At 65.1% G+C, this 22590-nt stretch carries 13 protein-coding genes and 1 pseudogene; 2 read left to right on the top strand and 12 right to left on the bottom strand.

Going from position 1 to position 22590, the window contains the following annotated elements; all coding sequences use genetic code 11:
- Positions 1-2: 2 nt before the first annotated feature.
- From ACFDS3_RS09560 to ACFDS3_RS09545, 4 genes and pseudogenes are all read right to left on the bottom strand, one after another.
- Positions 3-1655: pseudogene (locus ACFDS3_RS09560) on the bottom strand (alpha-amylase family glycosyl hydrolase).
- Positions 1656-1667: 12 nt separating this feature from the next.
- Positions 1668-2816: a carbohydrate ABC transporter permease gene (locus ACFDS3_RS09555; RefSeq protein ID WP_375262125.1), complete on the bottom strand. Its 1149-nt coding sequence runs from the start codon at positions 2814-2816 to the stop codon at positions 1668-1670.
- 1 nt (position 2817) lies between these two features.
- On the bottom strand, positions 2818-3798 hold the full coding sequence (locus ACFDS3_RS09550; RefSeq protein ID WP_375262124.1) for a carbohydrate ABC transporter permease: 981 nt from the start codon (positions 3796-3798) through the stop codon (positions 2818-2820).
- A gap of 124 nt (positions 3799-3922) precedes the next feature.
- Positions 3923-5278 (bottom strand): ABC transporter substrate-binding protein, encoded by a 1356-nt coding sequence (locus ACFDS3_RS09545; RefSeq protein WP_375262131.1) that lies wholly within the window; start codon positions 5276-5278, stop codon positions 3923-3925.
- A 267-nt stretch (positions 5279-5545) separates the two neighbouring features.
- On the opposite strand from ACFDS3_RS09545, the gene ACFDS3_RS09540 reads away from it, so the two are divergent.
- Positions 5546-6871: a GH1 family beta-glucosidase gene (locus ACFDS3_RS09540; RefSeq protein ID WP_375262123.1), complete on the top strand. Its 1326-nt coding sequence runs from the start codon at positions 5546-5548 to the stop codon at positions 6869-6871.
- A complete protein-coding gene (locus ACFDS3_RS09535) occupies positions 6868-7824 on the top strand; it encodes a glucokinase (protein WP_375262122.1) in 957 nt (318 codons plus the stop codon). The genes ACFDS3_RS09540 and ACFDS3_RS09535 overlap by 4 nt, the downstream gene beginning before the upstream one ends.
- A 48-nt stretch (positions 7825-7872) precedes the next feature.
- Here the strand turns inward: ACFDS3_RS09535 and ACFDS3_RS09530 are convergent, their stop codons facing one another.
- The 8 genes from ACFDS3_RS09530 to glgB all read right to left on the bottom strand — a co-directional run bounded on the left by ACFDS3_RS09530 (position 7873) and on the right by glgB (position 22533).
- Positions 7873-9570, bottom strand: coding sequence for an FMN-binding glutamate synthase family protein (locus ACFDS3_RS09530; RefSeq protein ID WP_375262121.1), 1698 nt, complete (start codon positions 9568-9570; stop codon positions 7873-7875).
- Position 9571: 1 nt separating this feature from the next.
- Positions 9572-11935 (bottom strand): glucosylglycerol hydrolase, encoded by a 2364-nt coding sequence (gene gghA / locus ACFDS3_RS09525; protein WP_375262120.1) that lies wholly within the window; start codon positions 11933-11935, stop codon positions 9572-9574.
- A 121-nt stretch (positions 11936-12056) separates the two neighbouring features.
- The gene (locus tag ACFDS3_RS09520) at positions 12057-13688 is read right to left on the bottom strand and encodes an alpha-D-glucose phosphate-specific phosphoglucomutase (RefSeq protein WP_375262119.1); all 1632 of its coding nucleotides are present in this window, start codon (positions 13686-13688) and stop codon (positions 12057-12059) included.
- Between the two features lie 8 nt (positions 13689-13696).
- Positions 13697-15556 carry a 4-alpha-glucanotransferase gene (gene malQ / locus ACFDS3_RS09515; protein ID WP_375262118.1) on the bottom strand — a complete coding sequence of 620 codons (1860 nt, stop codon included), beginning with the start codon at positions 15554-15556 and terminating at the stop codon, positions 13697-13699.
- Positions 15553-17640, bottom strand: coding sequence for a glycogen debranching protein GlgX (gene glgX, locus ACFDS3_RS09510; RefSeq protein ID WP_375262117.1), 2088 nt, complete (start codon positions 17638-17640; stop codon positions 15553-15555). The genes malQ and glgX overlap by 4 nt, the downstream gene beginning before the upstream one ends.
- On the bottom strand, positions 17640-19061 hold the full coding sequence (glgA, locus tag ACFDS3_RS09505; RefSeq protein WP_375262116.1) for a glycogen synthase GlgA: 1422 nt from the start codon (positions 19059-19061) through the stop codon (positions 17640-17642). The genes glgX and glgA overlap by 1 nt, the downstream gene beginning before the upstream one ends.
- Entirely contained in the window at positions 19058-20320 is a 1263-nt protein-coding gene (gene glgC / locus ACFDS3_RS09500) for a glucose-1-phosphate adenylyltransferase (RefSeq protein WP_375262115.1), read from the bottom strand. Before glgC ends, glgA begins: the two co-directional genes overlap by 4 nt.
- 20 nt (positions 20321-20340) lie before the next feature.
- A complete protein-coding gene (gene glgB, locus ACFDS3_RS09495; protein WP_375262114.1) occupies positions 20341-22533 on the bottom strand; it encodes a 1,4-alpha-glucan branching protein GlgB in 2193 nt (730 codons plus the stop codon).
- Between the last annotated feature and the right edge of the window lie 57 nt (positions 22534-22590).

The raw sequence follows: 22590 nt of genomic DNA, 5'->3' as shown, positions 1-22590 counted from the left end.
CGTCAATTTTCGTCCACGCACACGGCGAACGCGCCCTGGTAGGGGCCAATTTCCACTGTTCCGTCGGCGAACTCGGCCGCGAAGGGCGCATCGCTGCGCGGCGTCCAGCGCCCCTCGGGCAGCGCGACCGTCAGGGGCCCGCCGCTGAGGTTGTAGGCCACGAAGACCCGGCTGATCCCGTCGTCGCGGATCAGCACCAGTTGCACGTCGTCCGCCGCCAGAACGCTCAGGTCCCCCTTGGCGAGCGCCGGCAGCGTCTTTCGAAACGCGATGAACGCCCGGTAGAACGTCAGCGTCGAGCCAAGGTCCCGCTCCTGCACCGACACCGCCCGGTCCAGATGCTCGACCGCCATCGGCAGCCACGGCCGCTCGTCCGAGAAGCCTCCGTTATGGTCCTGTGTCCACGGCATCGGTGTGCGGCAGCCGTCGCGGCCCTTGAACTTGGGCCAGAACCGCTTGCCATATGGGTCCTGCAGATCCTCGTACGGCACGTAGGCCTCGGTCAAGCCAAGCTCTTCGCCCTGGTACAGCGTCACCGTACCCTTCAGCGTCATCAGGATTGCCGCATACAGCTTGCGCTGCATCTCGTTCATGGAAAAGCGCGAGGCCCAGCGTTCGACATCGTGGTTCGAGAAGGCCCAGCACGCCCAGCCTTCGGTGACGATCCGGTCAAAACGCTCAAGCACCTCCTTGACCCGCGAGCCCGAGGGATAGACCGTCGAGAGGAAGTCGAAATCATAGGCCATGTGCAGCCGGCCGTTCGACGTGTACTCGCGCTGCGTCTCCATTCCACGCTGGCTTTCGCCGATCTCGCCGACGCTGGTGATCGCCGGGTACTCATCCATGACCGCCCGCAGACGTTGCAGGAACAGAAGGTTATCGGGCTGGGTCTTGTCGTAGAGGTGATCCTGAAAGTTGTAGGGATTCACCGAGGGCGCGGTGTTCTCGTTGCGATGCTCGGGCGGCAGGGGCGGGTTATCGCGCAACTCCTTGTCATGGAAATAGAAGTTCACGACGTCCAGCCGGAAGCCGTCCACCCCCTTGTCCAGCCACTAGCGCGCGACGTTCAGAAGCTCTTCCTGGACTGCCTGGCAATGGAAGTTGAGGTCGGGCTGGTCGATCAGGAAGTTGTGCAGGTAATACTGCATCCGTCCGCCTTCCCACTCCCACGCCGAGCCGCCGAAGATCGACAGCCAGTTGTTGGGCGGCGCGCCATCGGGCTTGGGATCGGCCCAGACGTACCAGTCGGCCTTGGGGTTGTCCCGGCTCTGCCGACTCTCCTTGAACCAGCGATGCTCGGACGAGGTGTGGCTGAGCACCAGGTCGATCAGCACCCGGATGCCCAGCGAATGGGCGCGGTGGATCAACGCGTCGAAATCGCCCATCGAGCCGAACAGCGGATCGACCTCGCGAAAGCTCGATATGTCATAGCCGAAATCCCGCATGGGCGAGCGGAAGAACGGCGAGATCCAGATCGCGTCCACTCCCAGCTTCTGCAGGTAGTCCATCCGATGGATGATGCCCGACAGGTCCCCTACCCCGTCCTCGTTCGAGTCCTGGAACGAGCGAGGATAGATCTGGTAGATGACGGCGCCCCGCCACCAGTCGGGATCGTGCGGTCCGGCCTCGACGGGCCGTTCCGAAACTGCGTCCATGAACGCCATGAATTATTTCACCGAGCCTGCAAGAAGTCCGCGCACGAAAAAGCGCTGCATGGAAAAGAACACGATCAGCGGTACCGCGATCGACACGAAGGCCGCCGTCGCAAGGATGCCCCAGTCCCCCCCGCGCGAACCCAGCAGGTCGTCGGCGATCTTCACCGTCATCACCTTGCTCGCGTCATCGGACGGCAAGAACACCTTGGCGACCAGCAGGTCATTCCAGGTCCAGAGGAACTGGAAGATCGAGAACGCCGCAAGCGCCGGCAGCGACAGCGGCAGCACGATCTTCAGGAACAGCTGGAAATCCGTCGCGCCATCCACCTTGGCACATTCGATGATGTCACGCGGCAGGCCGGCCATGTAGTTTCTTAGCAGATACACCGCGAGCGGCATTCCGAAGGCCGTGTGGGCGAACCAGATGCCCATGAAGCTCTGCCCGATGCCGATGCGGACGTGCAGGTTCAGCATGGGCACCAACGCCAGCTGCAGGGGCACGACCAGCAGGCCCACGACAGCTGCGATCAGGATGCCCCGGCCGGGGAAGTCCATCCAGGCCAGCGCATAGGCCGCGAAGGCCGCGACCAGGATCGGGATGATCGTCGCGGGGATCGTCACCGTCAGCGTGTTGATGAAGGCGCGGTCCATGTTGTCCGCCGTCAGCACCTGGCGATAATTGGCCAGCGTAAAGCTCGGCGGGCTTTCAGCAGCGAAATAGATCCGCTGGCCTCGATCCGGCTCCTCGGGCGTGCGCCATTCGTAGGTGCCGTCGGGGTTGACGGTCAGCGTCTCGCCGTCGCCCAACTCGACGGTCGTGCCAGCCTCGAACTCGCCGGGGTTCACGCCGCGGGTGCCGAATGCCACGACCTCGCCGCCGCCCTCCGGAAAGAAGCTCTGCGCCTCGGGGTCGTCGTAGATGTTGCCGGTGACGACGAAGATGTCGCCCTCCTGCGTCGCCTCGGTCGCCGTGCGTCCGCGGGCGGTCAGTTCGACCGGGAACGGCGCGACCCACCAGCCGGACTCCGAGATCTGATCGCGATCGCGAAACGACGACACGAAAAGTCCGATGGTCGGGATGAGCCACAAGAGCACCAGCGCCAGCACCGACAGATGCGTGGCCCATGAGAGAGACGACTTCCGACCCGCGATATTATCCATCTCAGCGCATCTCCTTCCGCGCTTCGCGGATGTTCCAGAACATCACCGGAAGCACCACGATCATGATGACGAAGGCGATGGCGGTGGCGCGCCCGTCGTCGCGGAACATGAAATCCATCATGTACGAGGGCAGGATCTCGGTCCCGAAATTGCCGCCCGTCATGGTGTAGACGATGTCGAACACCTTGAGCACCAGAACCGTGATCGTCGTCCAGACCACCATGATCGTCGGCAGGATCTGCGGCACCTTGATCTTGAAGAAGATCTGGAACGGGTTGGCGCCGTCAAGGATCGCGGCCTCGATCGTCTCTTCCGGGATGCCGCGCAGGGCGGCCGAAAGGATCACCATGGCAAAGCCGGTCTGGATCCAGACGAGGATGATCATCAGGAAGAAGTTGTTCCAGAACGGGATCTGCATCACGTCGATCGGGTTCTCGAACCCCATGAAGGCGCGGACCGCGTTGATCAGGCCGATATCGGGGTCGTTGGCGTAGACGAACTTCCAGATCAGCGAGGCGCCCACGAAACTGATCGCCATCGGCATGAAGATCAGCGACTTGGCGATGTTGCCCCATGACAGCTGGTCCGTCAGCTGCGCCACGACAAGTCCGATGAAGGTCGATGCCGAGGGCACGAAAAGCACCCACAGCATGTTGTTCAGGAAGGCGGTCGTGAAATCGCCGCCCGCGAAAAGCAGCGCGTAATTGTCGAAGCCCACGAACGTGTCGGGGTTTCGTCCGTAAAGCGACCGGATGAACGATCCGATCACCGGATAGACCAGGTAAAGGCCCAGTACGAAAAGCGCCGGAAACAGGAACAGCCAGGGCCGCACCGCATTCGCGCGGTTGATGTTGCGCCCGATATTCTTGCCCTTGGCGGGAAAGATGACGCGGTCGAGGATCATGTTCGACAGGTAGAAATACCCGACGCATCCGCCGACCCCGATGATAATCGTGATCAGCCCCTGCAGGATCACAGGCATCGTATCGTCCCCTCCCGTGGCGCCCTTCCGGTTGAATCAGCTTTGCGCTGCCCGGTCTTATTTACAAGCACCGATCCGCCGATGGACCGGCGCGCACCGCAACTGATGCGCGCCGGCATGTCTCTTAGTTGGACAGCTGGTCCCAGCGGCTCTGGATCGCTTCGCCGGTGGCCTGGGCGTCCTGGCTGCCGGTCGTGAACTCGACCATCTGCGTCCAGAAGGCGCCCGCGCCGATCTCGCCCGGCATCAGGTCGGAGGCGTCGAAGCGGAACGTCGTCGCCTCGAGCAGGATGTCGTTCAGCGACCGCTGCGCGTCCGTCTCGAAGACCTCGGGATTGATCCCCGTGTGCGGCGACAGCAGACCGCCCTGGGCTGCCCAGATCTCGTGGGCGAGCGGGGTCTTCAGGAAATCGATGAAGCCGCGCGCGGTCTCGCTGTCGTTGGTGATCGCGAACATCGTGCCGGCGCCAAGGACCGGCTGTTCGATGTCGCCGTCTTCAGGCGCGGGGAAGTAGAAGAAATCCACGTCCGTGCCGACCTCGGTGCCTTCGGGGAAGAAGGTCGGGATGAAGGTCGCCGCCTTGTGCATGTAGCACTCGGGCGGGAACTGGAAGAGACCCGAGGGCGCATCGCGGAAGTCCGTCGTCGCCGCCGCCTCGCGGCCGCCATTCACGAAGCCATCCTGCAGGAAATAGCCGTATTCCTCGATCGCGTTCACGACCTCGGGGCTGTCGAAGGGCAGGTCGTTCGACACCCAGGCGTCGTACTGCTCGGGGGTGGCGGTGCGCAGCATCAGATCCTCGACCCAGTCCGTTGCGGGCCAGCCCGTCGCCGCGCCGGAACCCAGACCGATGCACCACGGCGTGACACCGTCATCGGCCATCTGCTGCGTCAGGTCCTTCAGGCCCTGATAGGTCTCGGGGACCTCGTAGCCGGCTTCCTCGAACTGCTCGGGGACGTACCAGACCAGCGATTTCACGTCGATCTTGTAGGGGAAGGCGAACAGATGCTCTTCGCCATCTTCGCCCTCGAAGGTAGCGAGATCCACCCACGAATCGCCGGCCGAGTAATTCTCGCGGATCCACTCCGCCGTCTCGGGCTCAAGCGGGGTGATCGCGCCGCGCTCGGCAAGGTCCGCCAGAAGGCCCGGCTGCGGGAACACGGCGATGTTCGGCGCCGAGTTCGCCTCGGTCGAGATCACGATGTCCTGCTCGAAGCTGTCCGAGCCCGAGTAGTTGACGCTGGCGCCGGTCGCATCCTCGAAATAGGCCACCACCGATTCCATCAATTCGGCGTCGGCACCCGTCCACGGGCCAGTGATATCGATGGACTGGCCCGAGTAGTCGTGATTCGAGGCAAATTCCTCAAGGCTCTCCCAGGTGAACGCGCCCTCGCCCTTCTCGAACACCAGGTCCTGCGCGTGCGCCATTCCGGTGCCCAACGCGAGCATCGCGGCGCCTGTATAGAGGGTGGTCTTGATGGTCATCGATCTCTCTCCCTTACGTTCTCAAATGTCCTGCGCCCCATCGTTGCCCGGGGGCGTCGCGGTTCGATCTGCGCACCTCACCGGGTTGTGCGGACGCCGGAAGGCTCGTGCAGGAACATCTAGAAGTCAAACGCGGACCGGCAAAAACGAAAACAGGATCGTCGGGTCGGGCATCTGATCCCCGCTTTACCGCCTCGACACCTTTTGACGGAGTCGGGGCGACAATCTATGTTCAGCCCGGACCATAGATCAGGAGCCCCCATGCTCAGCCATACCCGCGCCGACTTCCCCAAGGGGTTCCTCTTCGGGGCCGCGACCTCGTCCTACCAGATCGAAGGCCATGCGGCGGGCGGCGCCGGACGTACGCAGTGGGACGACTTTGCCTCCACTCCCGGCAACGTCACCAGGGCCCAGAACGGCGATGTCGCCTGCGACCACTACCATCGCTGGCCCGAGGACCTGGACCTGTTGCGCGACGGCAATTTCGACGTCTACCGCTTCTCGACTTCCTGGGCGCGCGTGATGCCCGAGGGGCGCGGCCCGGTGAATGCCGAAGGGCTCGACTTCTACGACCGGCTCGTGGACGGGATGCTCGAACGTGGCCTGAAGCCCGCGGCCACGCTCTACCACTGGGAGCTGCCCTCGCCGCTGCTGGACCTCGGCGGGTGGCGCAACCGCGACATCGCCCAGTGGTTCGCCGACTACACCGAGGTCATCATGTCGCGCATCGGCGACCGCGTCTGGTCCGCTGCGCCCATAAACGAGCCGTGGTGCGTCGGCTGGATGTCGCACTTCCTCGGCCACCACGCGCCCGGCGTGGCGGACATCCGCGCCACCGCCCGCGCGATGCATCACGTCATGCTGGCCCACGGTCGTGCGACCGAGGTCATGCGCGGTCTTGGCATGAAGAACCTCGGCGCGGTCTGCAATTTCGAATACGCGACCCCCGCCGACGCGAGCCCCGAGGCGCAGGCCGCCGCCCGCCGCTATGACGGCTATTACAACCGCTTCTTCATCGGCGGGCTGTTCAACAAGCGCTACCCGGACGACGTGCTCGAAGGGCTCGGGCCCCACATGCCCAAGGGCTGGCAGGACGACATGGACCTGATCGGCCAGCCGCTCGACTGGCTGGGGATCAACTACTACACGCGCAAGCTGATCCAGGCGACCGACGGGCCCTGGCCGTCGCTCGAGGAGGTGCCGGGCCCCCTGCCCAAGACCCAGGTCGGGTGGGAGATCTTCCCCGAGGGCCTGCACACCATGATCCGCCGCGTCCACGACGGCTACACCCGCGGCCTGCCGATCTACGTGACCGAGAACGGCATGGCGTCCGACGACCACGTGGTCAACGGCGCGGTGAGCGACAAGGCGCGGGTCGCGTATCTCGACGCGCATCTCAAGCAGGTGCGCCGCGCGATCGACGAAGGCGTGCCGGTGAAGGGATACTTCGCCTGGTCGCTTCTGGACAATTACGAGTGGAATCACGGATACGGGCCGCGCTTCGGACTCGTACATGTCGACTACAAGACTCTTACGCGACTCCCAAAGTCCTCATACCACGCGCTGAGGGAGGCGCTCATCCGATGACCCAGATCTCGCTCGTCTCGGATATTGGCGGCACGAATACCCGCGTCGCCCTCTCGCGCGACGGAGAGGTCGATGCCAGTACCGTCCGCCGCTACCGAAATCGTAACTATTCCGGGCTGGACCAGATCTACACCTCCTTCATGGAAGAGTTCGGCGTGTCCTGTGACGGCGCCTGCATCGCCCTGGCCGGACCCGTGGCCGAAGGGGCCGGCCGGCTGACGAACCTGGACTGGAGCTACGACAGCGCGCAGCTGGCGGCTGCCACCGGCGCCTCTACCACCGCCCTGCTGAACGACCTGCAGGCACAGGGACATGCGGTTCCCTTCGTGTCGTCCGAAAGCCTCGTCAGCATCCTTCCCGGGCCGAAGGCCGAAGAGCGCAAGTCGAAGCTCGTGATCGGCGTCGGGACGGGCTTCAATTCGGTCCCGGTGTTTCGCACCGAGTTCGGCCATTTCGTGCCCCCCTGCGAGACGGGCCACACGTCGTTCCCGGTCCTCTCGGAAGAGGACATGTCCCTGGCCCGCTACGTGGCGGCGCACCACGGTTTTCCCGGAGTCGAGGACGTGCTATCAGGCCGCGGGATCGAACGCATCTATGCCTGGGCGTCTGGCGAAGACGTCCACAAGAGCTCGGCCGAAATCGTCGGGCTGATCGCCGCCGACGCGGACGAGACCGCCCGCAAAACCGCCGAGGCGTTCTGCCGCGCGCTCGGCCGGGTCGCAGGCGACCTGGCGCTTACTCATCTTCCCTTCGGTGGCGTCTACTTGACGGGCGGCATGGCAGCGGCGATGCGGCCTCACCTTTCGCGGTACGGCTTCGACGACGCGTTCCGCGACAAGGGGCGGTTTTCGGAGTTCATGGACCAGTTCGCCGTCTGGAGCGTCGAAGACGACTACGCAGCGCTTTTGGGCTGCGCGAGGCACATCCACGGCCTCATCGCCGCCGAACGCTGACAGGCACTTCAGCTGTGGCACGCCACCGTGCCACAGCTGCCGCTTCGGCTATTCCGCCGCTCGCCTCGCATCCCCCGCATCGGTGCGCGTCTGCGTCCGCCCCGGCGGCTCGGGCGGCTTGAAGCTTGTCGCCGAGGCGCGGTTCCAGCGGCGGCGGAAGACCTCGTCATCGAAGCCCACGTCGCGCACGAGGAAACCCACCGGCAGGTAGTTCCACACGTCGGACGCCTCGACCATGTCGCCGTCGCCCTCGCGCTTCATGAAGTGATAGGGCAGGAAATCGCGTGGGTCCTCGAGCCCCGCCGCCCCCGTCATCTCGGCCAGCGCCCGCATCGTGTTGCGGTGGAACGCTGCCACCCGCTCGGCCTTTTCCGGCACGACCAGCGCCCTCTGGCGGAGGGGGTCCTGCGTGGTCACCCCTGTTGGGCACTTGTTGGTATGGCACGCCTGCGCCTGAATGCAGCCGACGGAGAACATGAAGCCGCGGCCCGAGTTGCACCAGTCCGCGCCAAGCGCGAACGCGCGCGCAATGTCGAAGGCGTGGATAAGCTTGCCGGCGGCTCCGATGCGAATGCAGTCGCGAATGTCGGCGCCGCGCAGGACGTTGTGGACAAAGCTCAGCCCCTCGGTCAGGGGCATCCCGACATGGTTCGAAAACTCCAGCGGCGCGGCACCCGTCCCGCCCTCGGTCCCGTCCACCACGATGAAGTCGGGATAGATGCCCGTCTCGAGCATTGCCTTGACGATGCACATGAACTCGCGCCGGTGGCCGATGCACAGCTTGAAGCCCACCGGCTTGCCGTGGCTCAGGTCGCGCAGTTCGCCCAGAAACTCGCAGAGCCCGATCGGCGTCGAGAATTCGGAATGGCCGACGGGCGAGACGCAATCCTGCCCCATCGGCACACCGCGCGCCTCGGCGATCTCTTCGGTGATCTTGGCGGCGGGCAGCATCCCGCCGTGGCCCGGCTTGGCCCCTTGGCTCAGCTTCAGCTCGATCATCTTGACCTGCGGGTCTTCGACCTGCGCGGCGAACTTTGCGGGGTCGAAGCCCCCGGTTTCATTGTTGCGACAGCCGAAATAGCCCGAGCCGATCTCCCACGTCAGATCGCCTCCGTGGCGGTGGTACTTCGAAATCCCGCCCTCGCCCGTGTCGTGATAGAACCCGCCCATCCGCGCGCCCTTGTTCATCGCCTCGATCGCGGCGCCCGAGAGCGATCCGAACGACATGGCCGAGATATTGTAGAGCGACGCGTCGTAGGGCTGCTTGCAGTCCGGGCCGCCGATACGCATTCGGAAATCGCGCCGGTCGAGGATCGTGGGCGTGATCGAATGCGTCATCCACGAATAGCCGCCCTCGTACACCTTCTTCTTGGTGCCGAAGGGGCGCGCGCTCTCTTCGTTCTTGGCGCGCTGATACACGATCGAGCGGTCCTCGCGGCTGAATGGCTCTTCGTCCTGATCGCTTTCAATGAAGTACTGGCGAATCTCGGGCCGGATCTTCTCGAAGAAGAAGCGGATGTGCCCCAACACAGGGTAGTTGCGCAGGATCGAGTGGCGGATCTGGATGATATCGTTGACGCCAACGACGGCGAATACCACCGCGACCACGAACAGAAGCCACCACCACCCGCCATTCGCCAGCGCGACTGCGAAAAGCACCACCGCAAGAACAATGGCACCGCCGAAAGCGATGAAGCGGTGGACCGACCCGACCCGATCCGGATCGTATCCCAGAAATCTCAGCATCCTACCCCCGTTCGAAAACCAGCCCCATGCTGTCCACCAAGGTGATCGGCCCCGAAATGTAATCTTCCCCGATGCCGGGCGTGCGCAACACGCAGCGCCAACCGCTGCCTCTCAACCCTTCGATCGGGAGGCGCAGGGGATCGAACTCGTCCGTCGCGCCGCCTTCCATGTGGGTGATCGTGAACACCTCTTTCCCCGGCCCCTTGCGGTAGCTGGTGAAGACCGTGCGCCCGTCCACCGGTTGCATGTAGTCAAAGTGGTCCTCGGGTCCAAGGTTCTGACGGAGCCATGGGTTCGCGCGGCGATACCGTCGCAAGTCCAGCATGAACCGCGTCTGCGAAGGATTCAGGCCCGACTGCGAATGCGCGACATTGCAATAATCGTGCATGTCGTCCATCCAGGCCCGCGCGATCCCCTTCAGGTCCTCGACCGTGAAGACGCCCGGCCCTGCAAGCGGCGGCTCGACCCCGTTCAGCAGCTTCGCGATATGGTCGAGGTCGTACTCGGTGACCTCCACCAGCGCCGGCAGGAATTCGAAGAAGCGCCGCAGTTCTTCGCGCGTTTCGAAGCCTAGCGCCTTCAGCCGCTCAAAGTTGCCGGGGACCGAGTACTGGTAGTCGTCGACCTGCCACTTCAGGCTGATCGCCTCTTCGGCCACGACCTTCACGCCGTACTTGTCGTCCTGGTTGCGGATGAATCCCCAATTCGCCCGCGCGGTGGCGTTGAGGAAGTCCATCGGAACGCCCGGGAACGCCGCATAGGTCAGCATCGACACCGCCGGATTGTCGTACGCCTTCTCGAGGATCTCCATCCGCGTGTCGCCAAGCCGCGTGTTGATGTTGAGCTTGGGGTTCACCTGCGTCCCGCGGCGCAGGGTGTCGTGGTTCGCGGTGCCACTGATCCAGTTCGACCCGCGATCCAGCATCTCCTTGATGCGCCACCATTTCGACAGCCAGTAGCCGTAGATGAAGGGCGTGTTGTGCGCGAAGGTCAGCGGGCCCCACTGGAACACGTCGTCATCGGCGTGCTGCTCGATCACGGCACGGTAGGTCGAGGACAGCTCCCAATCTTCCTGCGGCCAAGGGCGGCCGTCCTCGAACACGAACCAGGGGCGATAGTCGGTTCCGGCGACGTTCTGCACGATGTCCGACATCAGGTTCAGATATTCGTTGTCGTGCTTGAGTTCCTGCTCCTGCGGGTCCCACCACTTGAAGTCCTGCGCGCCGTCCACGCGCACGCCGTCGGCGCCGAAATCGACCTTGCGGCGCTGCAGCTCCAGAAGGATCGCTCGAACCGCCGGGTTCTTGTAGTCGAGGTTCTGGCCGTACATGTTCGGCCCGCCGAAATAGTGGTTGTTCAGCGCGTCGAGCCCCTGGTTGTCCGAGTGGCCGAACACCACGTCGAAGACCAGCATCTTGGGCTTGTTGGGAAAGTTGTGCAGCGCTGCGGCCAGATCCGCCAGCTCGTCCGGGCGACCCGATTCCAGCAGCACCGGATTCACCGTGGCCATGCCCGAGATCACGACGTCGTAACCCCAGTTCGTCGTATCGGGCCGGATCAGCTCGACCTCGACCGAGCCGTCCTCGAGCGGGATCTCCTGCCAGAAGTCGGGTCCGACCTCATAGACGGTCGTCGGTTCGACCGGCAGAAGCTGCACCGCGTCATACCCGAGATAGATCTCGTCCATCGGGTCCATGGGCAGATCGCCCCTCGACCGCTCGGCCAGACGCTCGAACTGGCGCGTCAGCGAGGCAAGCGTGCCGCCGGCGGTCGCGGTCGGCACGTGGATCTGCAGGATGTTCGTCGGCGGGCCGAACTTGTGGGGGTTGTCGCCGCGCAGGTTGGCCCAGTAGTCCTTGTCCTTCCGCTCGGCCTGGAGCCGGTCCAGGTCATAAAGCTCGGCCGGGGCGAAGGCCCCGAAAGGCAGCGACGCCGCCAGCGGGTCGAGGATGCGGTGCCACTCGTCGTACTGGTCGCGCCAGACGAGCGCATAGAAATCCCCGCCCTCGTGGCGATTACCTGCGCGCATCCCCTTCGCGGCAGCGAAGGTATGCGCCTCATAGCGCGCGACGGGCAGATAGACGCGCTCGAACGCGAGCGTCTGGTGCGAGCGCGTCAGTTCAAGCGGCTCTTTCGGCGACAGCACCTCGAGGAAGACATCCGAGTCCGGAATCCGTGCGTCCTGCAGTTCGGGTGTCCAGAAGCCGAAGACCGCCGTGTCGCCGTCGAGCTGGCCGCCGAGCGTGCGGGCAATCAGCTGGTGCGCCTCGAAGGCCGTCTCGGCGGTGTTGAGCCATTTGCGGGCCTGCTCGGCCAGCCCTTGAGCACGGTCCGTATCGGCTGTGACGCGGTCTTCTAGGGACATCGGATTCCTTTCTCGATCGGTCGCGGCGCGGGTCTGACGACTAGAATGGGGCGCGTTCGCGCAGGATCAAATGCAACCGGGGCCGCGAGGGCCCCGGAGCGAATGCGCGCGGGCGCGAGTTTCAGGCGCGAACGTCGGGTTCGGTCCGGCCGGTGTGGCGTTCGATGCCGGCAATCTCATGCGCTGCGGCGATGACGTCGGACAGCGCCTCCTGCACCTCCGTATCGAAGGTCGCGGGATCCTCGCTCCGATCTTCAAGGTACACCCGCAGCGTCGCGCCGGAGGTGCCGGTGCCGGAAAGGCGCAGCACGATGCGGGCGCCGCCATCGAGGTAGATGCGGATTCCCTGCTGCGCCGCGGTCGAGCCGTCCACCGGGTCGGTATAAGAAAACTCGTCCGCTTCGACGACCGTGCGCCCTGCCGCCGTCGTGCCCGGCAGATCGCCCAGGCGGTCCCGCAGCTCGTCCATCAGGGCATTGGCCTTCTCGGTCTCGATCCCCTCGAAATCGTGGCGCGAGTAGAAGTTGCGACCGTAGGTCTTCCAGTGGTCCTGCATCGTCTCGACCACCCCGCGCCCCGTTGCGGCGAGGATGTTCAGCCACAGAAGCACTGCCCACAGGCCGTCCTTCTCGCGCACGTGATCCGCCCCGGTGCCGGCGCTTTCCTCGCCACACAGGCGCACGCGACCGTCGTCGAGAAGGTTGCCGAAGAACTTCCAGCCGGTCGGCGTCTCGTAGCAGGCGAGGCCCTTCTCCTCGGCGACCACGTCCACTGCGCGGCTGGTCGGCATCGAGCGGGCGACGCCGGTGATACCGTTCGAATAGGCCGGCGCACGTTCGGCATTCGCCGCCAGCACGGCGAGCGAGTCCGACGGCGCCACGTACATCGACGGCCCGACGATCATGTTGCGGTCGCCGTCACCGTCCGACGCAGCGCCGAAGTCGGGCGCGTCGCCGCCGTGCATGACCTCCATCAGTTCCTTCGCCCAGACCGGGTTCGGATCGGGGTGGCCCCCGGCGAAGTCCGGCTTGGGTTCGGCGTTGATGACGGTGCCCTCGGCCGCGCCAAGGCGGTTCTGGATGATTTCAGTCGCGTAGGGACCGGTGACGGCGTGCATCGCGTCGAAACACATGCGGAAACCGCCCTTGAACAGGCCGCGGATCGCGTCGAAGTCGAAGAGACTCTCCATCAGCTCCGCATAGTCGGCGACGGGGTCGACGACCTCGACCTCCATGTCCGCGAGCCGGACCGCGCCCGGCGCCGACAGGTCCAGATCCTGCGTCTCGATGATGCGGTATTGCGATATGCTCTTGGTCGCGTCGAAGATGCGGTTCGTCACGTCCTCGGGCGCGGGGCCCCCGTTCGGGTTGTTGAACTTGACGCCGAAATCCTCGTCCAAGCCGCCGGGGTTGTGGCTGGCCGACAGGATGATCCCGCCATCGGTCTGCCGCTTGCGGATCAGGTTCGAGGCCGCCGGTGTAGACAGAAGCGCCCCCTGCCCCACGATCACCTTCGTCGCCCCGTTCGCCGCGGCCATCCGCAAGATCACCTGCGCCGCGCGGTCGCCGAAGAAGCGGCCGTCGCCGCCAAGCACCAAGGTCTTGCCCTCGGCGCCGCCGATCCCGTCAAAGATGCTCTGGACGAAGTTCTCCAGATAATGCTGCTGCATGAAGACCTTGGTCTTCTTGCGCAATCCGCTGGTGCCGGGCTTTTGCCCGTCGATGGGCTGCGTCTCGATCGTGAGCCGTTCCATGGGTGGTCCTATCTGTCCCTGTTGCCCATGATGATGGACGTGCGACGCACCGCGTCAAGTTGGCCGATCTGCTCTGCCGGCACCTCGGCCCGCCGCCGCCAGTTCGGGTGCTGGTGGACGGTGCCCGGCAGGTTCGGTTGCTCGACCCGCCCCAGAAGGTCCTCGATCTGCGCGACCACGAGGCGCGAAGGCGTCTCGGCCAGGAAGGCGTGCAGGTCGTCCAGCGTCTTGCCCCCGATCAGATCGCAGAACGCCGCCACCTCGGCCTTGCGCTGTGCATGCGCCTCGGTCGCCGCGGCCTCGTCCATGTCGCCGACCGTGACGCGCCAGTCGATCTCGCGCCCCTGTTTCCAGCCTTCCCAAGTGGGCAGGTCGTGGCTGCCCCACGAGGTCAGTGCGCCGCGGGCATAGGCCTCTGCCGGAGAAAAGGCAGTGTCGCCCTTCTCCCACTGGCGTTCGAACTGCGCCACACGGCAGCCGAGGATGCCACTGTCTTCGAGCGCCTCGCGCAGGCCGTCGGGGATGTTGCCCAAGTCCTCGCCCACGATGGTTGCGCCCGCGCGCGCGGCCTCGATCCGGGCAACGGCGAGCATCGCTTCGCGCGGCATGGCGACGTATGCGCCCGGCGGGTCGCCCTCGGGAACCCAGAACGCCCGCTCGAATCCCAGGATGTGGTCGATCCGCAAGAGCTTGGCGTGCGACAACGCGCTGCGCAGGATCGCCTGCAAGGGGCGGAATCCGTCCTCGGCCAGCGTGTCGGGGCGGAGCGGCGCAAGGCCCCAGCTCTGCCCCTCGGCCGAAAATGCGTCGGGCGGTGCGCCAAGCGAGACGCCGCGGGCGAAAAGCTCGGGCCGGCCCCAGGCTTCGGCCCCGGCAGGGTGCGTGCCGACCGCGAGGTCGAGGTAGAGTCCGAACCGCATCCCTGCCGATAGCGCGGCCGCTTGTGCGTTGGATAGCTGCCGGTCGGCCATGTGTTGCAACCCGGCGTGGAACGTCACCTCGTCCGCGTGTTCGTCTGCGAAGGCGCGAACCGCGTCGCCTTCGGGATCCTGCATCGCCTCGGGCCAGTCCGGCCAGTAGGTACCAAATCGCGCGCTCAGCGCCTGGTGCAGGGCGAACCGTTCGAGATCCGGACCCTGCTGCTCGCGCCAGGCCTTGAAATTGGCGTCGGGCGCGAAGGCTGCTCGCAGCGCCTCCATCCGGGCCGGCAGCGCCATTTCGTAGTCCACCAACTCGTCGGCCGGCAGCGGCTCTTCGGCGTCGGGATAGACATGCATCGTCGCCAGCCGGCCCCGGTGCGCGGGGGCGTAGGGCGAGAACGCACCGACATCGCTGGGAAACCCCGCATGAACGGGATTCACGCCTATGAAATCCGCGCCCGCCGCCCCCAGGCTTTCGGCGGCGCGCTGCAGATCGCGATACGTCCCGATCCGCCCGTCATCGGCCAGACCGTAGAGCGGCACCGTTACGCCCCACGCGCGCGGCGGCTCGGGCAGGCGCAGAGGCGCCGACAGAAGCCATGCACGCTCGCCCTCCACCTCGAGCGCGTGGATGCCGAGGGGCAGCGCACCAAGATCCGCGCCCTCCCCCTTCTGAGGCTCGCCTTCCTCGGGCAGCAGCCGCCAAGACCGCCGGTCGAGCGCGGGCAGGCGCAGCGGTGCGTCTGCCTCGACCACCTGCCACAGGGGCAGGATGCGGTCGGAGGCGATTCTGGCCAGTCGCGCGGTAACTTCGTCATCCGTGAAAACGCCAAAGGCGGCGAGGATCGCGTCCCGCGCCTCGGGCGTCAGCTCGTGAACCTTGTCCGTCGCATCCCTGTAGTCGGGCAGGACGCCGAGGGCACGGGCCAGCTCGTCGCGATCGCTCATGCCGCTTCTCCCCACTGCAGGAACACCGCCACGCTGTCGGCGGGGATGGTGACCACACCCGTCACGAGGTCGCCGACGGCGCCGCTGTCCGACGTGTCGATCCGCCAGTCCCAGGACAGGCCCTTCGGCACCTCGGGCAGGGTCCAGTCGCGGGCCTCGCCCTTGTTGAACACGGCGAAGATCGCCTCTTCAGTCTCCCCATAGGCGGGTGTCTCGGCGGCCATGCGCAGCTCCATCGACAGGGCATCGAACGTGGGATCATCCCAATCCTCCTGCCGCATGGGGGTTCCGTCCGAGCGCCACCAGAAGATGTCCTCGCGCCCGTCGAGGCTGCGTTCCTGCGAGTGAAGAAACAGCTTCTGCCGCAGGATCGGGTGGGTCTTTCGGAACCGGATCATCGCGCGGGTGAACTCGTGGAACTCGGCGTCCATCGAATCCCAGTCGATCCAGCTTGTCTGATTGTCCTGGCAGTAGGCGTTGTTGTTGCCGCCCTGGCTGTTTCCCAGCTCGTCACCCGCCAGGATCATCGGGGTGCCCTGGCTCAGCATCAGCGTCGCCATCATGTTGCGCTTGCGCCGGGCCCGCGCGACGATCACGTCCTCGTCCTGCGTCGCCCCCTCGATGCCAAGGTTGTCCGAGAAATTCTCGCCATGGCCGTCGTGGCCGCCCTCGCCATTGGCGTCGTTGTGCCGTTCGGCATAGCTGACGACGTCCTGCAGGGTGAAGCCGTCATGGGCGGTCAGAAGGTTCACGCTCGTCGTCGCCGGCCGACCCGAATGGTCGAACTGCAGGGCCGAGCCCGTCAACCGGTCGGCAAGACCCGGTACCGAGCCCTTGTCGCCGCGCCAGAACATCCGCACCCGGTCGCGGTACTTGTCGTTCCACTCGAGGAACGGCGGGGGAAACCCCCCAAGCTGATAGCCGCCGGGCCCGATGTCCCACGGCTCGGCGATCAGCTTGACCTGTCCCAGCACCGGGTCCTGCCGCACGGCATCGAAGAATGCGGCGCCGGGATCGAACCCGCCCTCGTTCACGCGTCCGAGCGTCGAGCACAAGTCGAACCTGAAGCCGTCCACATGCATCACTTCCACCCAGTATCTGAGTGAATCCATGATCATGCGCAGAACCATCGGGTGATCGACATTGACCGTGTTCCCGCAGCCTGTGTCGTTCACGTAATAGCGGCGGTCTTCGGGCTGCAGCCGGTAGTAGGCTGCATTGTCGAGCCCCCTAAACGACAGGGTCGGCCCAAGCTCGTTGCCCTCGCAGGTGTGGTTGTAGACGACGTCGAGGATCACCTCGATTCCGGCGCTGTGCAGGCGCGCGACCATCTGCTGGAACTCGCTGATCTGCGCGTGGGCAAGGTACTTCGGCTCGGGCGCGAAGAAGCCGAGCGTCTGGTAGCCCCAATAGTTGCTCAGCCCCTTGTCGTGCAGGAAACTGTCGGTCAGGAAGGCCTGAACCGGCAAGAGCTCGATGGCGGTGATGCCAAGGTCGGTCAGGTAGTCGAGCATCGGGTCGCTCGCCAACCCGAGGAAGGTGCCGGGGTAGCGCACGTCGTCGCAGTTCGCGGTCAGGCCCTTCACGTGGGACTCGTAGATGATCGACTGGCTGACCGGCGTCTGCGGTGGCAGATCACGCCCCCACGAGAACGCCGGGTCCTCGACCACCGAACGCGGCATGTAGGGCGCGCTGTCGCGTGGGTCGGGGGTCCGGTCGTGGTCCGCCCCCACCGTATAGCCCATCAGCGCGTCGTGCCATTTCGGATGCCCCGTCAGCCGCTTGGCGTAGGGGTCCACCAAGAGCTTGGCGGGATTGAACCGGTGCCCCTCGGAGGGGCGGTACGGGCCGTGGGCGCGGTAGCCGTAGAGCGTGCCGGGCGTCAGCCCGGAAATGAAGCCGTGCCACACGTCGCCATTGCGCTCGGGGAGGTCGATGCGCAGCTCTTCTCCGGTTTCGGAGAACAGGCACAGCTCCATACGCTCGGCATGTTGTGAGAACACGGCGAAATTCACGCCGTCACCGTCGAAGGTCGCGCCCAGCGGAGCGGCACGACCCGCAGCGATCGAAATGTTTTCTGGCATCAGGTGGAAACGAGATCCCTGTAGAGGTCAGCATACTCGCCGGCGGACACGTCCCACCCGACAGGGTGACGCATCGCGGTGCGCCCCATGCGGGACCAGAGATCCGGCGATGCGTGAAGCTCTACCATGCGGATCAGGGCGAGGGACAGGGCCTCGACGCTGTCGGGCGAATGAACGATTCCCGTCGCGACGCCCGTGCGCAGCGCCGCGTCGTTCGCGTCGATTACCGTGTCGGCCAGGCCACCCACCCGCGCAACCACCGGAATCGCCCCATAGCGCAGGCCATAAAGCTGCGTCAGGCCGCATGGCTCGAACCGCGACGGCACGAGCACGGCGTCGCCCCCCGCCATCATCCGGTGCGACAGCGCTTCTTCATAGCCGATGTTGATCGAGACGCCCTGGTGCCGTTCCGCCGCCTCGCGCCACGCGTTTTCGAGAGATCGGTTGCCGGCGCCCAAAAGCGCAAGTTGCCCCCCCGCCTCAAGGTACTCGGGCAGCGCCTCGATCAGCAGGTCCAGCCCCTTCTGCTCGCTCAGGCGAGAGACGACCACGGCCAGCGGCCCGTTGGACGGCGGCAGGCCGACCTCTTCCCGCAGCGCCCGAACCGCCCCGGACTTGCTGCGAAAGCTGCGAAACTGCTGGATTGCGGTATCCGTGGCGGGGTCCCAGGCGTCGGTGTCGATGCCGTTCAGGATGCCGGTCAGATCACCTCTGCGAGCCGAGATAAGCCCCTCGAAGCCCATGCCGAACGCCGGAGTCGTCAGCTCGCGGGCGTAGCGCGGCGAGACCGTCGTGATCCGGTCGCACCAGTAAAGCCCCGCCTTCAACAGCGATACCCGCCCCCAGAACTCGTAGCCGTCCATCTGGAAATCGGCCGGGTCCATTCCCAGGCGGTGGATATGCGACGGCTCGGCCATGCCGGCGAAGGCGATGTTGTGGATCGTCATCACCGACGGCAGGGTGATCCCGTCCTTCTTCAGAAAGTACGGCAGCAGTCCCGCCTGCCAGTCATGGCCATGCGCCACGTCGGGCTGCCATCCTGCACTGCCGCAGCAGATCTCGGCCCCGGCCCGGCACAGCGCCGCAAAACGCTCGGGGTTGTCGGACCAATCCTCACCGTCGCCATCAAGGTAGATGCCTCCCGACCGATCGAAAAGATGCGCGGCCTCCAGCACGAACAGCGACAACCCCGCCGCCTCGGCCGCGATCAGCCGCGCCGGGCCGCCGTAGAGTTCGCTCCAGGAGTAGACCTCACGCCCCGCTTCCACGGCCTTCATCACCGCCGGATAGCCCGGCAGGAGGGTGCGCATCTCGACATCTTGCCGGCCGAGTGCTTGGGGCAGCGCGCCGGCCACGTCGGCCAGGCCTCCAGTTTTGACGAGTGGCGCGCATTCCGACGCCACCGAAAGGACACGGATCACTGGGCGGCGCTCCAAGCGTCGATCATCGGCTGGGTGATCAGCGTGACGCCGCCCTTCGAGACCTCGAAGAACTTGGCGTCCTCCTCCGGGTCCTCGCCGACCACGAGCCCCTCGGGGATCACGACCCGCGCATCCACGACGCATTTGCTCAGCTTGGCGTGACGGCCGACGGTGACATGCGGCAGCACCACGGCCTCTTCGAGCTGCGAGTAGCTGTTCGTGTGGACATTCGTGAACAGCAGCGAATTGCGGATCTCGGTCCCCGAGATGATGCAGCCACCCGCCACCATCGAGCTGATCGCGTGGCCGCGGCGGTTCTCTTCGTCATGGATGAACTTCGCGGGCGGCACGACCTCGGAGTAGGTCCAGATCGGCCAGTTCTTGTCCCACAGGTCGAGGTCGGGATCGAAATTGGTCAGATCGATATTCGCCCGCCAATACGCATCCACCGTGCCCACGTCGCGCCAGTAGGCTTCGGCCGTTGCCTTGTGCTTGACACAGCTGTCGGTGAAGCGGTGCGCCTGGGCACGACCGTTCTTGACGATGTAGGGGATAATATCCCCGCCGAAGTCGTGCTTTGAACCCGCCAGCTCCTGATCGTTCAGCAGAAGCTCGCGCAGATAGGACCACTTGAAGACGTAGATGCCCATCGAGGCGAGCGTCTTGTCCGGGTCGCCCGGCATTCCCGGCGGATCGGCCGGCTTCTCCAGGAACGATGTCACGCGCAGATCCTCGTCGACCGCCATGACGCCGAAGGCCGAGGCTTCCGGACGGTCGACCGTCAGGCAGCCTACTGTCACGTCGGCGTTTGTCGCCACATGCTCCTCGAGCATCACCTCGTAGTCCATCTTGTAGATGTGGTCGCCGGCCAGGATCAGGATGTATTCGATCCCGTAACTGTCGATGATCTCGATGTTCTGCGTCACCGCATCGGCGGTGCCGACATACCACTTCTCTTCGCTGACCTGCTGTGAGGCAGGCAGGATGTCGAGGTACTCGTTCCGCTCGGCGCGGAAAAAGGACCAGCCGCGCTGGCAGTGCCGGATCAGCGAGTGCGACTTGTATTGCGTCGCGATTGCCATCTTCCGAATGCCGGAGTTCAGCGCATTGGACAGCGCGAAATCCACGATGCGGGCTTTGCCGCCGAAATAGACAGCCGGTTTCACCCGGTTGTCCGTCAGCTGCTTCAGGCGCGAGCCCCGACCGCCCGCGAGGACGAACGCCATTGTCTTGGACGAAAGTCTCTTGTGGCTGTCCATTTCTTCCCCCGGGGCCTGACTCAGCCCTCTTTTACAAAAATCACTGTCGACAGCGGCGGCAGATAAACCTTGGCCTGCGACGGCTGGCCGTTCAGGCTTTCTCCGCCGGCGTCAACGCCCCCCATGTTGCCGCGCCCGCCGCCGCCATAGGCGTCGGCGTCCGAACAGAACGCTTCGCGCCAGCGCCCCTCTTGCGGCATGCCGAGGGTGTAGTTCCGCTCCACCGGGGTAAAGTTGCAGACAACCACGACCTCGGGGTCCGATCCGTCCGAACGCCGGATCCAGGCATAGACCGAGTTCTGGTCGTCGTTTGCCTCGATCCACTGGAAGCCCGCCGGGTCGCAGTCCAGCGCGTGCAGCGCAGGCTCGTCCCGGTAGAGCGTGTTCAGATCGCGGACCATCCGCTGCATCCCCGCGTGACGCGGATCGGACAGCACGCCCCAGGACAGCTGCGTGTTGTGGTTCCATTCCGACGCCTGGGCAAACTCGCAGCCCATGAACAGCAGCTTTTTACCGGGGTGGCCCCACATGAAGCCGTAATAGGCGCGCAGGTTGGCGAACTTCTCGTCCTCGTTGCCCGGCATCTTGGCCAGCATCGAGCCCTTGCCATGGACCACCTCATCGTGGCTGATCGGCAGGATGAAGTTTTCGCTGAACGCGTAGTGCAGGCCGAACGTCATCAGATGGTGGTCATGCTTGCGATACACCGGGTCCTTTTCCATGTATCGCAGCGTGTCGTTCATCCATCCCATGTTCCACTTGTAGCCAAAGCCCAGGCCACCCTCGTCCACCGACCGGCTGACCTGCGGGAAAGAGGTCGATTCCTCGGCCACGTTCATGATGCCGGGGCTGTTGGCATAAGTCGTCATGTTTGCGCCCTTGAGGAAATCGATTGCCTCGAGGTTCTCGCGCCCGCCATGCTTGTTCGGCACCCACTCGCCCTCTTTGCGCGAATAATCGCGGTAAAGCATCGAGGCGACAGCATCCACGCGCAGGCCGTCCACGTGGTATTCGTCCAGCCAGTAGAGCGCGTTCGAGGTCAGGAAATTCCGCACCTCGGTTCGGCCGTAATTGTAGATCAGCGTGTTCCAGTCCTGGTGGAACCCTTCGCGCGGGTCGGCGTGCTCGTAAAGATGCGTGCCATCGAACAGCCCCAGCCCGTGCGGGTCAGACGGGAAGTGCCCCGGCACCCAGTCCAGTAGCACGCCAAGGCCCTTGCGGTGGGCCGCATCCACGAGGTCGCGGAACTCGTGCGGCGGACCGAAACGGATGGTCGGCGCGAAAAGGCCAACCGGCTGATAGCCCCACGAGCCGTCGAACGGATATTCGCTGATCGGCAACAGCTCGATATGGGTGAACCCCATGTCGTGGACGTAATCCACCAGCTCTTCGGCTGCTTCCCTATAGGAAAGCGGCCGGTTACCCTCTTCGGCGACACGTTTCCACGAGCCCAGATGGACCTCGTAGACCGAGATCGGCGACGTCCGGGCCTGCCTGTCCTGGCGCTCGGACATCCAGTCGCCGTCCTTCCAGCCATAGCCGGCGATATGGCGGACAATGCTGGCGTTCTGTGGCGGGTGCTGGCTGCCGAAACCGACCGGGTCGGCCTTCAGCGGCTGGAGCTGGCCGTCGGAGCCGAGGATCTCGTACTTGTAGGCCTCGCCTTCGCCGACGTTCGGAATGAAGATCTCCCACACACCCGTCGCGCCGCGCAGGCGCATCGCGTGGCGGCGACCGTCCCAGTGGTTGAACCCGCCCACGACGCTGACCCGCTGCGCGTTCGGCGCCCAGACGGCGAAATGCGTGCCGTGCTGGCCCTCATGCTCCATGATGTGCGCGCCCAGCACGGTCCAGATCTTCTGGTGCGTGCCCTCGCCCAGCAGGTACTCGTCCATTTCACCGATGACGGGGCCGAAGCGGTAGGCGTCCTCGAACTCCCAACTGTCCTCGCCGGCGTAGCCGCGCAGCCAGTAGTGGGCGTCCTCCGGCACTTCACCGGCAAAGACCGAAAGTCCGCCGGCAACGCGACCGAGTGGATGTTCTGTTCCATCCTCGGTCACGGCAAAAAGCCGTTCAGCACCGGGATCCAGCGCACGGACGGTCCCCCCGTGGCGGCCGAGAACAGAGAATGGATCGCCATGCCGCCCCTGGTGGAGCGCTTGGGCAGCCTTGGGATCCACGATCGAAGCGGGTTTGCGAACTGAGCCTGTCATGCAAGAGAGGCTAAGCCGTCCTGCCCCCAAGGCAACGGCACCGGCCCGGCAAATTGC

It is taken from the genome of Palleronia sp., assembly GCF_042089775.1.
Taxonomy (GTDB): Bacteria; Pseudomonadota; Alphaproteobacteria; order Rhodobacterales; family Rhodobacteraceae; genus Palleronia.
The sequence above is the reverse complement of the archived record's forward strand: the minus strand, read 5'-3'. Positions and strand labels throughout refer to the sequence as shown.

Excerpts from the sequence above, each read along its gene's own strand:
- ACFDS3_RS09555 (WP_375262125.1), bottom strand. The coding sequence starts at position 2,816 with ATGGATAATATCGCGGGTCGGAAGTCGTCTCTCTCATGGGCCACGCAT.
- ACFDS3_RS09550 (WP_375262124.1), bottom strand. The coding sequence starts at position 3,798 with ATGCCTGTGATCCTGCAGGGGCTGATCACGATTATCATCGGGGTCGGC.
- ACFDS3_RS09540 (WP_375262123.1), top strand. The coding sequence starts at position 5,546 with ATGCTCAGCCATACCCGCGCCGACTTCCCCAAGGGGTTCCTCTTCGGG.
- ACFDS3_RS09535 (WP_375262122.1), top strand. The coding sequence starts at position 6,868 with ATGACCCAGATCTCGCTCGTCTCGGATATTGGCGGCACGAATACCCGC.
- ACFDS3_RS09530 (WP_375262121.1), bottom strand. The coding sequence starts at position 9,570 with ATGCTGAGATTTCTGGGATACGATCCGGATCGGGTCGGGTCGGTCCAC.
- gghA (WP_375262120.1), bottom strand. The coding sequence starts at position 11,935 with ATGTCCCTAGAAGACCGCGTCACAGCCGATACGGACCGTGCTCAAGGG.
- ACFDS3_RS09520 (WP_375262119.1), bottom strand. The coding sequence starts at position 13,688 with ATGGAACGGCTCACGATCGAGACGCAGCCCATCGACGGGCAAAAGCCC.
- malQ (WP_375262118.1), bottom strand. The coding sequence starts at position 15,556 with ATGAGCGATCGCGACGAGCTGGCCCGTGCCCTCGGCGTCCTGCCCGAC.
- glgX (WP_375262117.1), bottom strand. The coding sequence starts at position 17,640 with ATGCCAGAAAACATTTCGATCGCTGCGGGTCGTGCCGCTCCGCTGGGC.
- glgC (WP_375262115.1), bottom strand. The coding sequence starts at position 20,320 with ATGGACAGCCACAAGAGACTTTCGTCCAAGACAATGGCGTTCGTCCTC.
- glgB (WP_375262114.1), bottom strand. The coding sequence starts at position 22,533 with ATGACAGGCTCAGTTCGCAAACCCGCTTCGATCGTGGATCCCAAGGCT.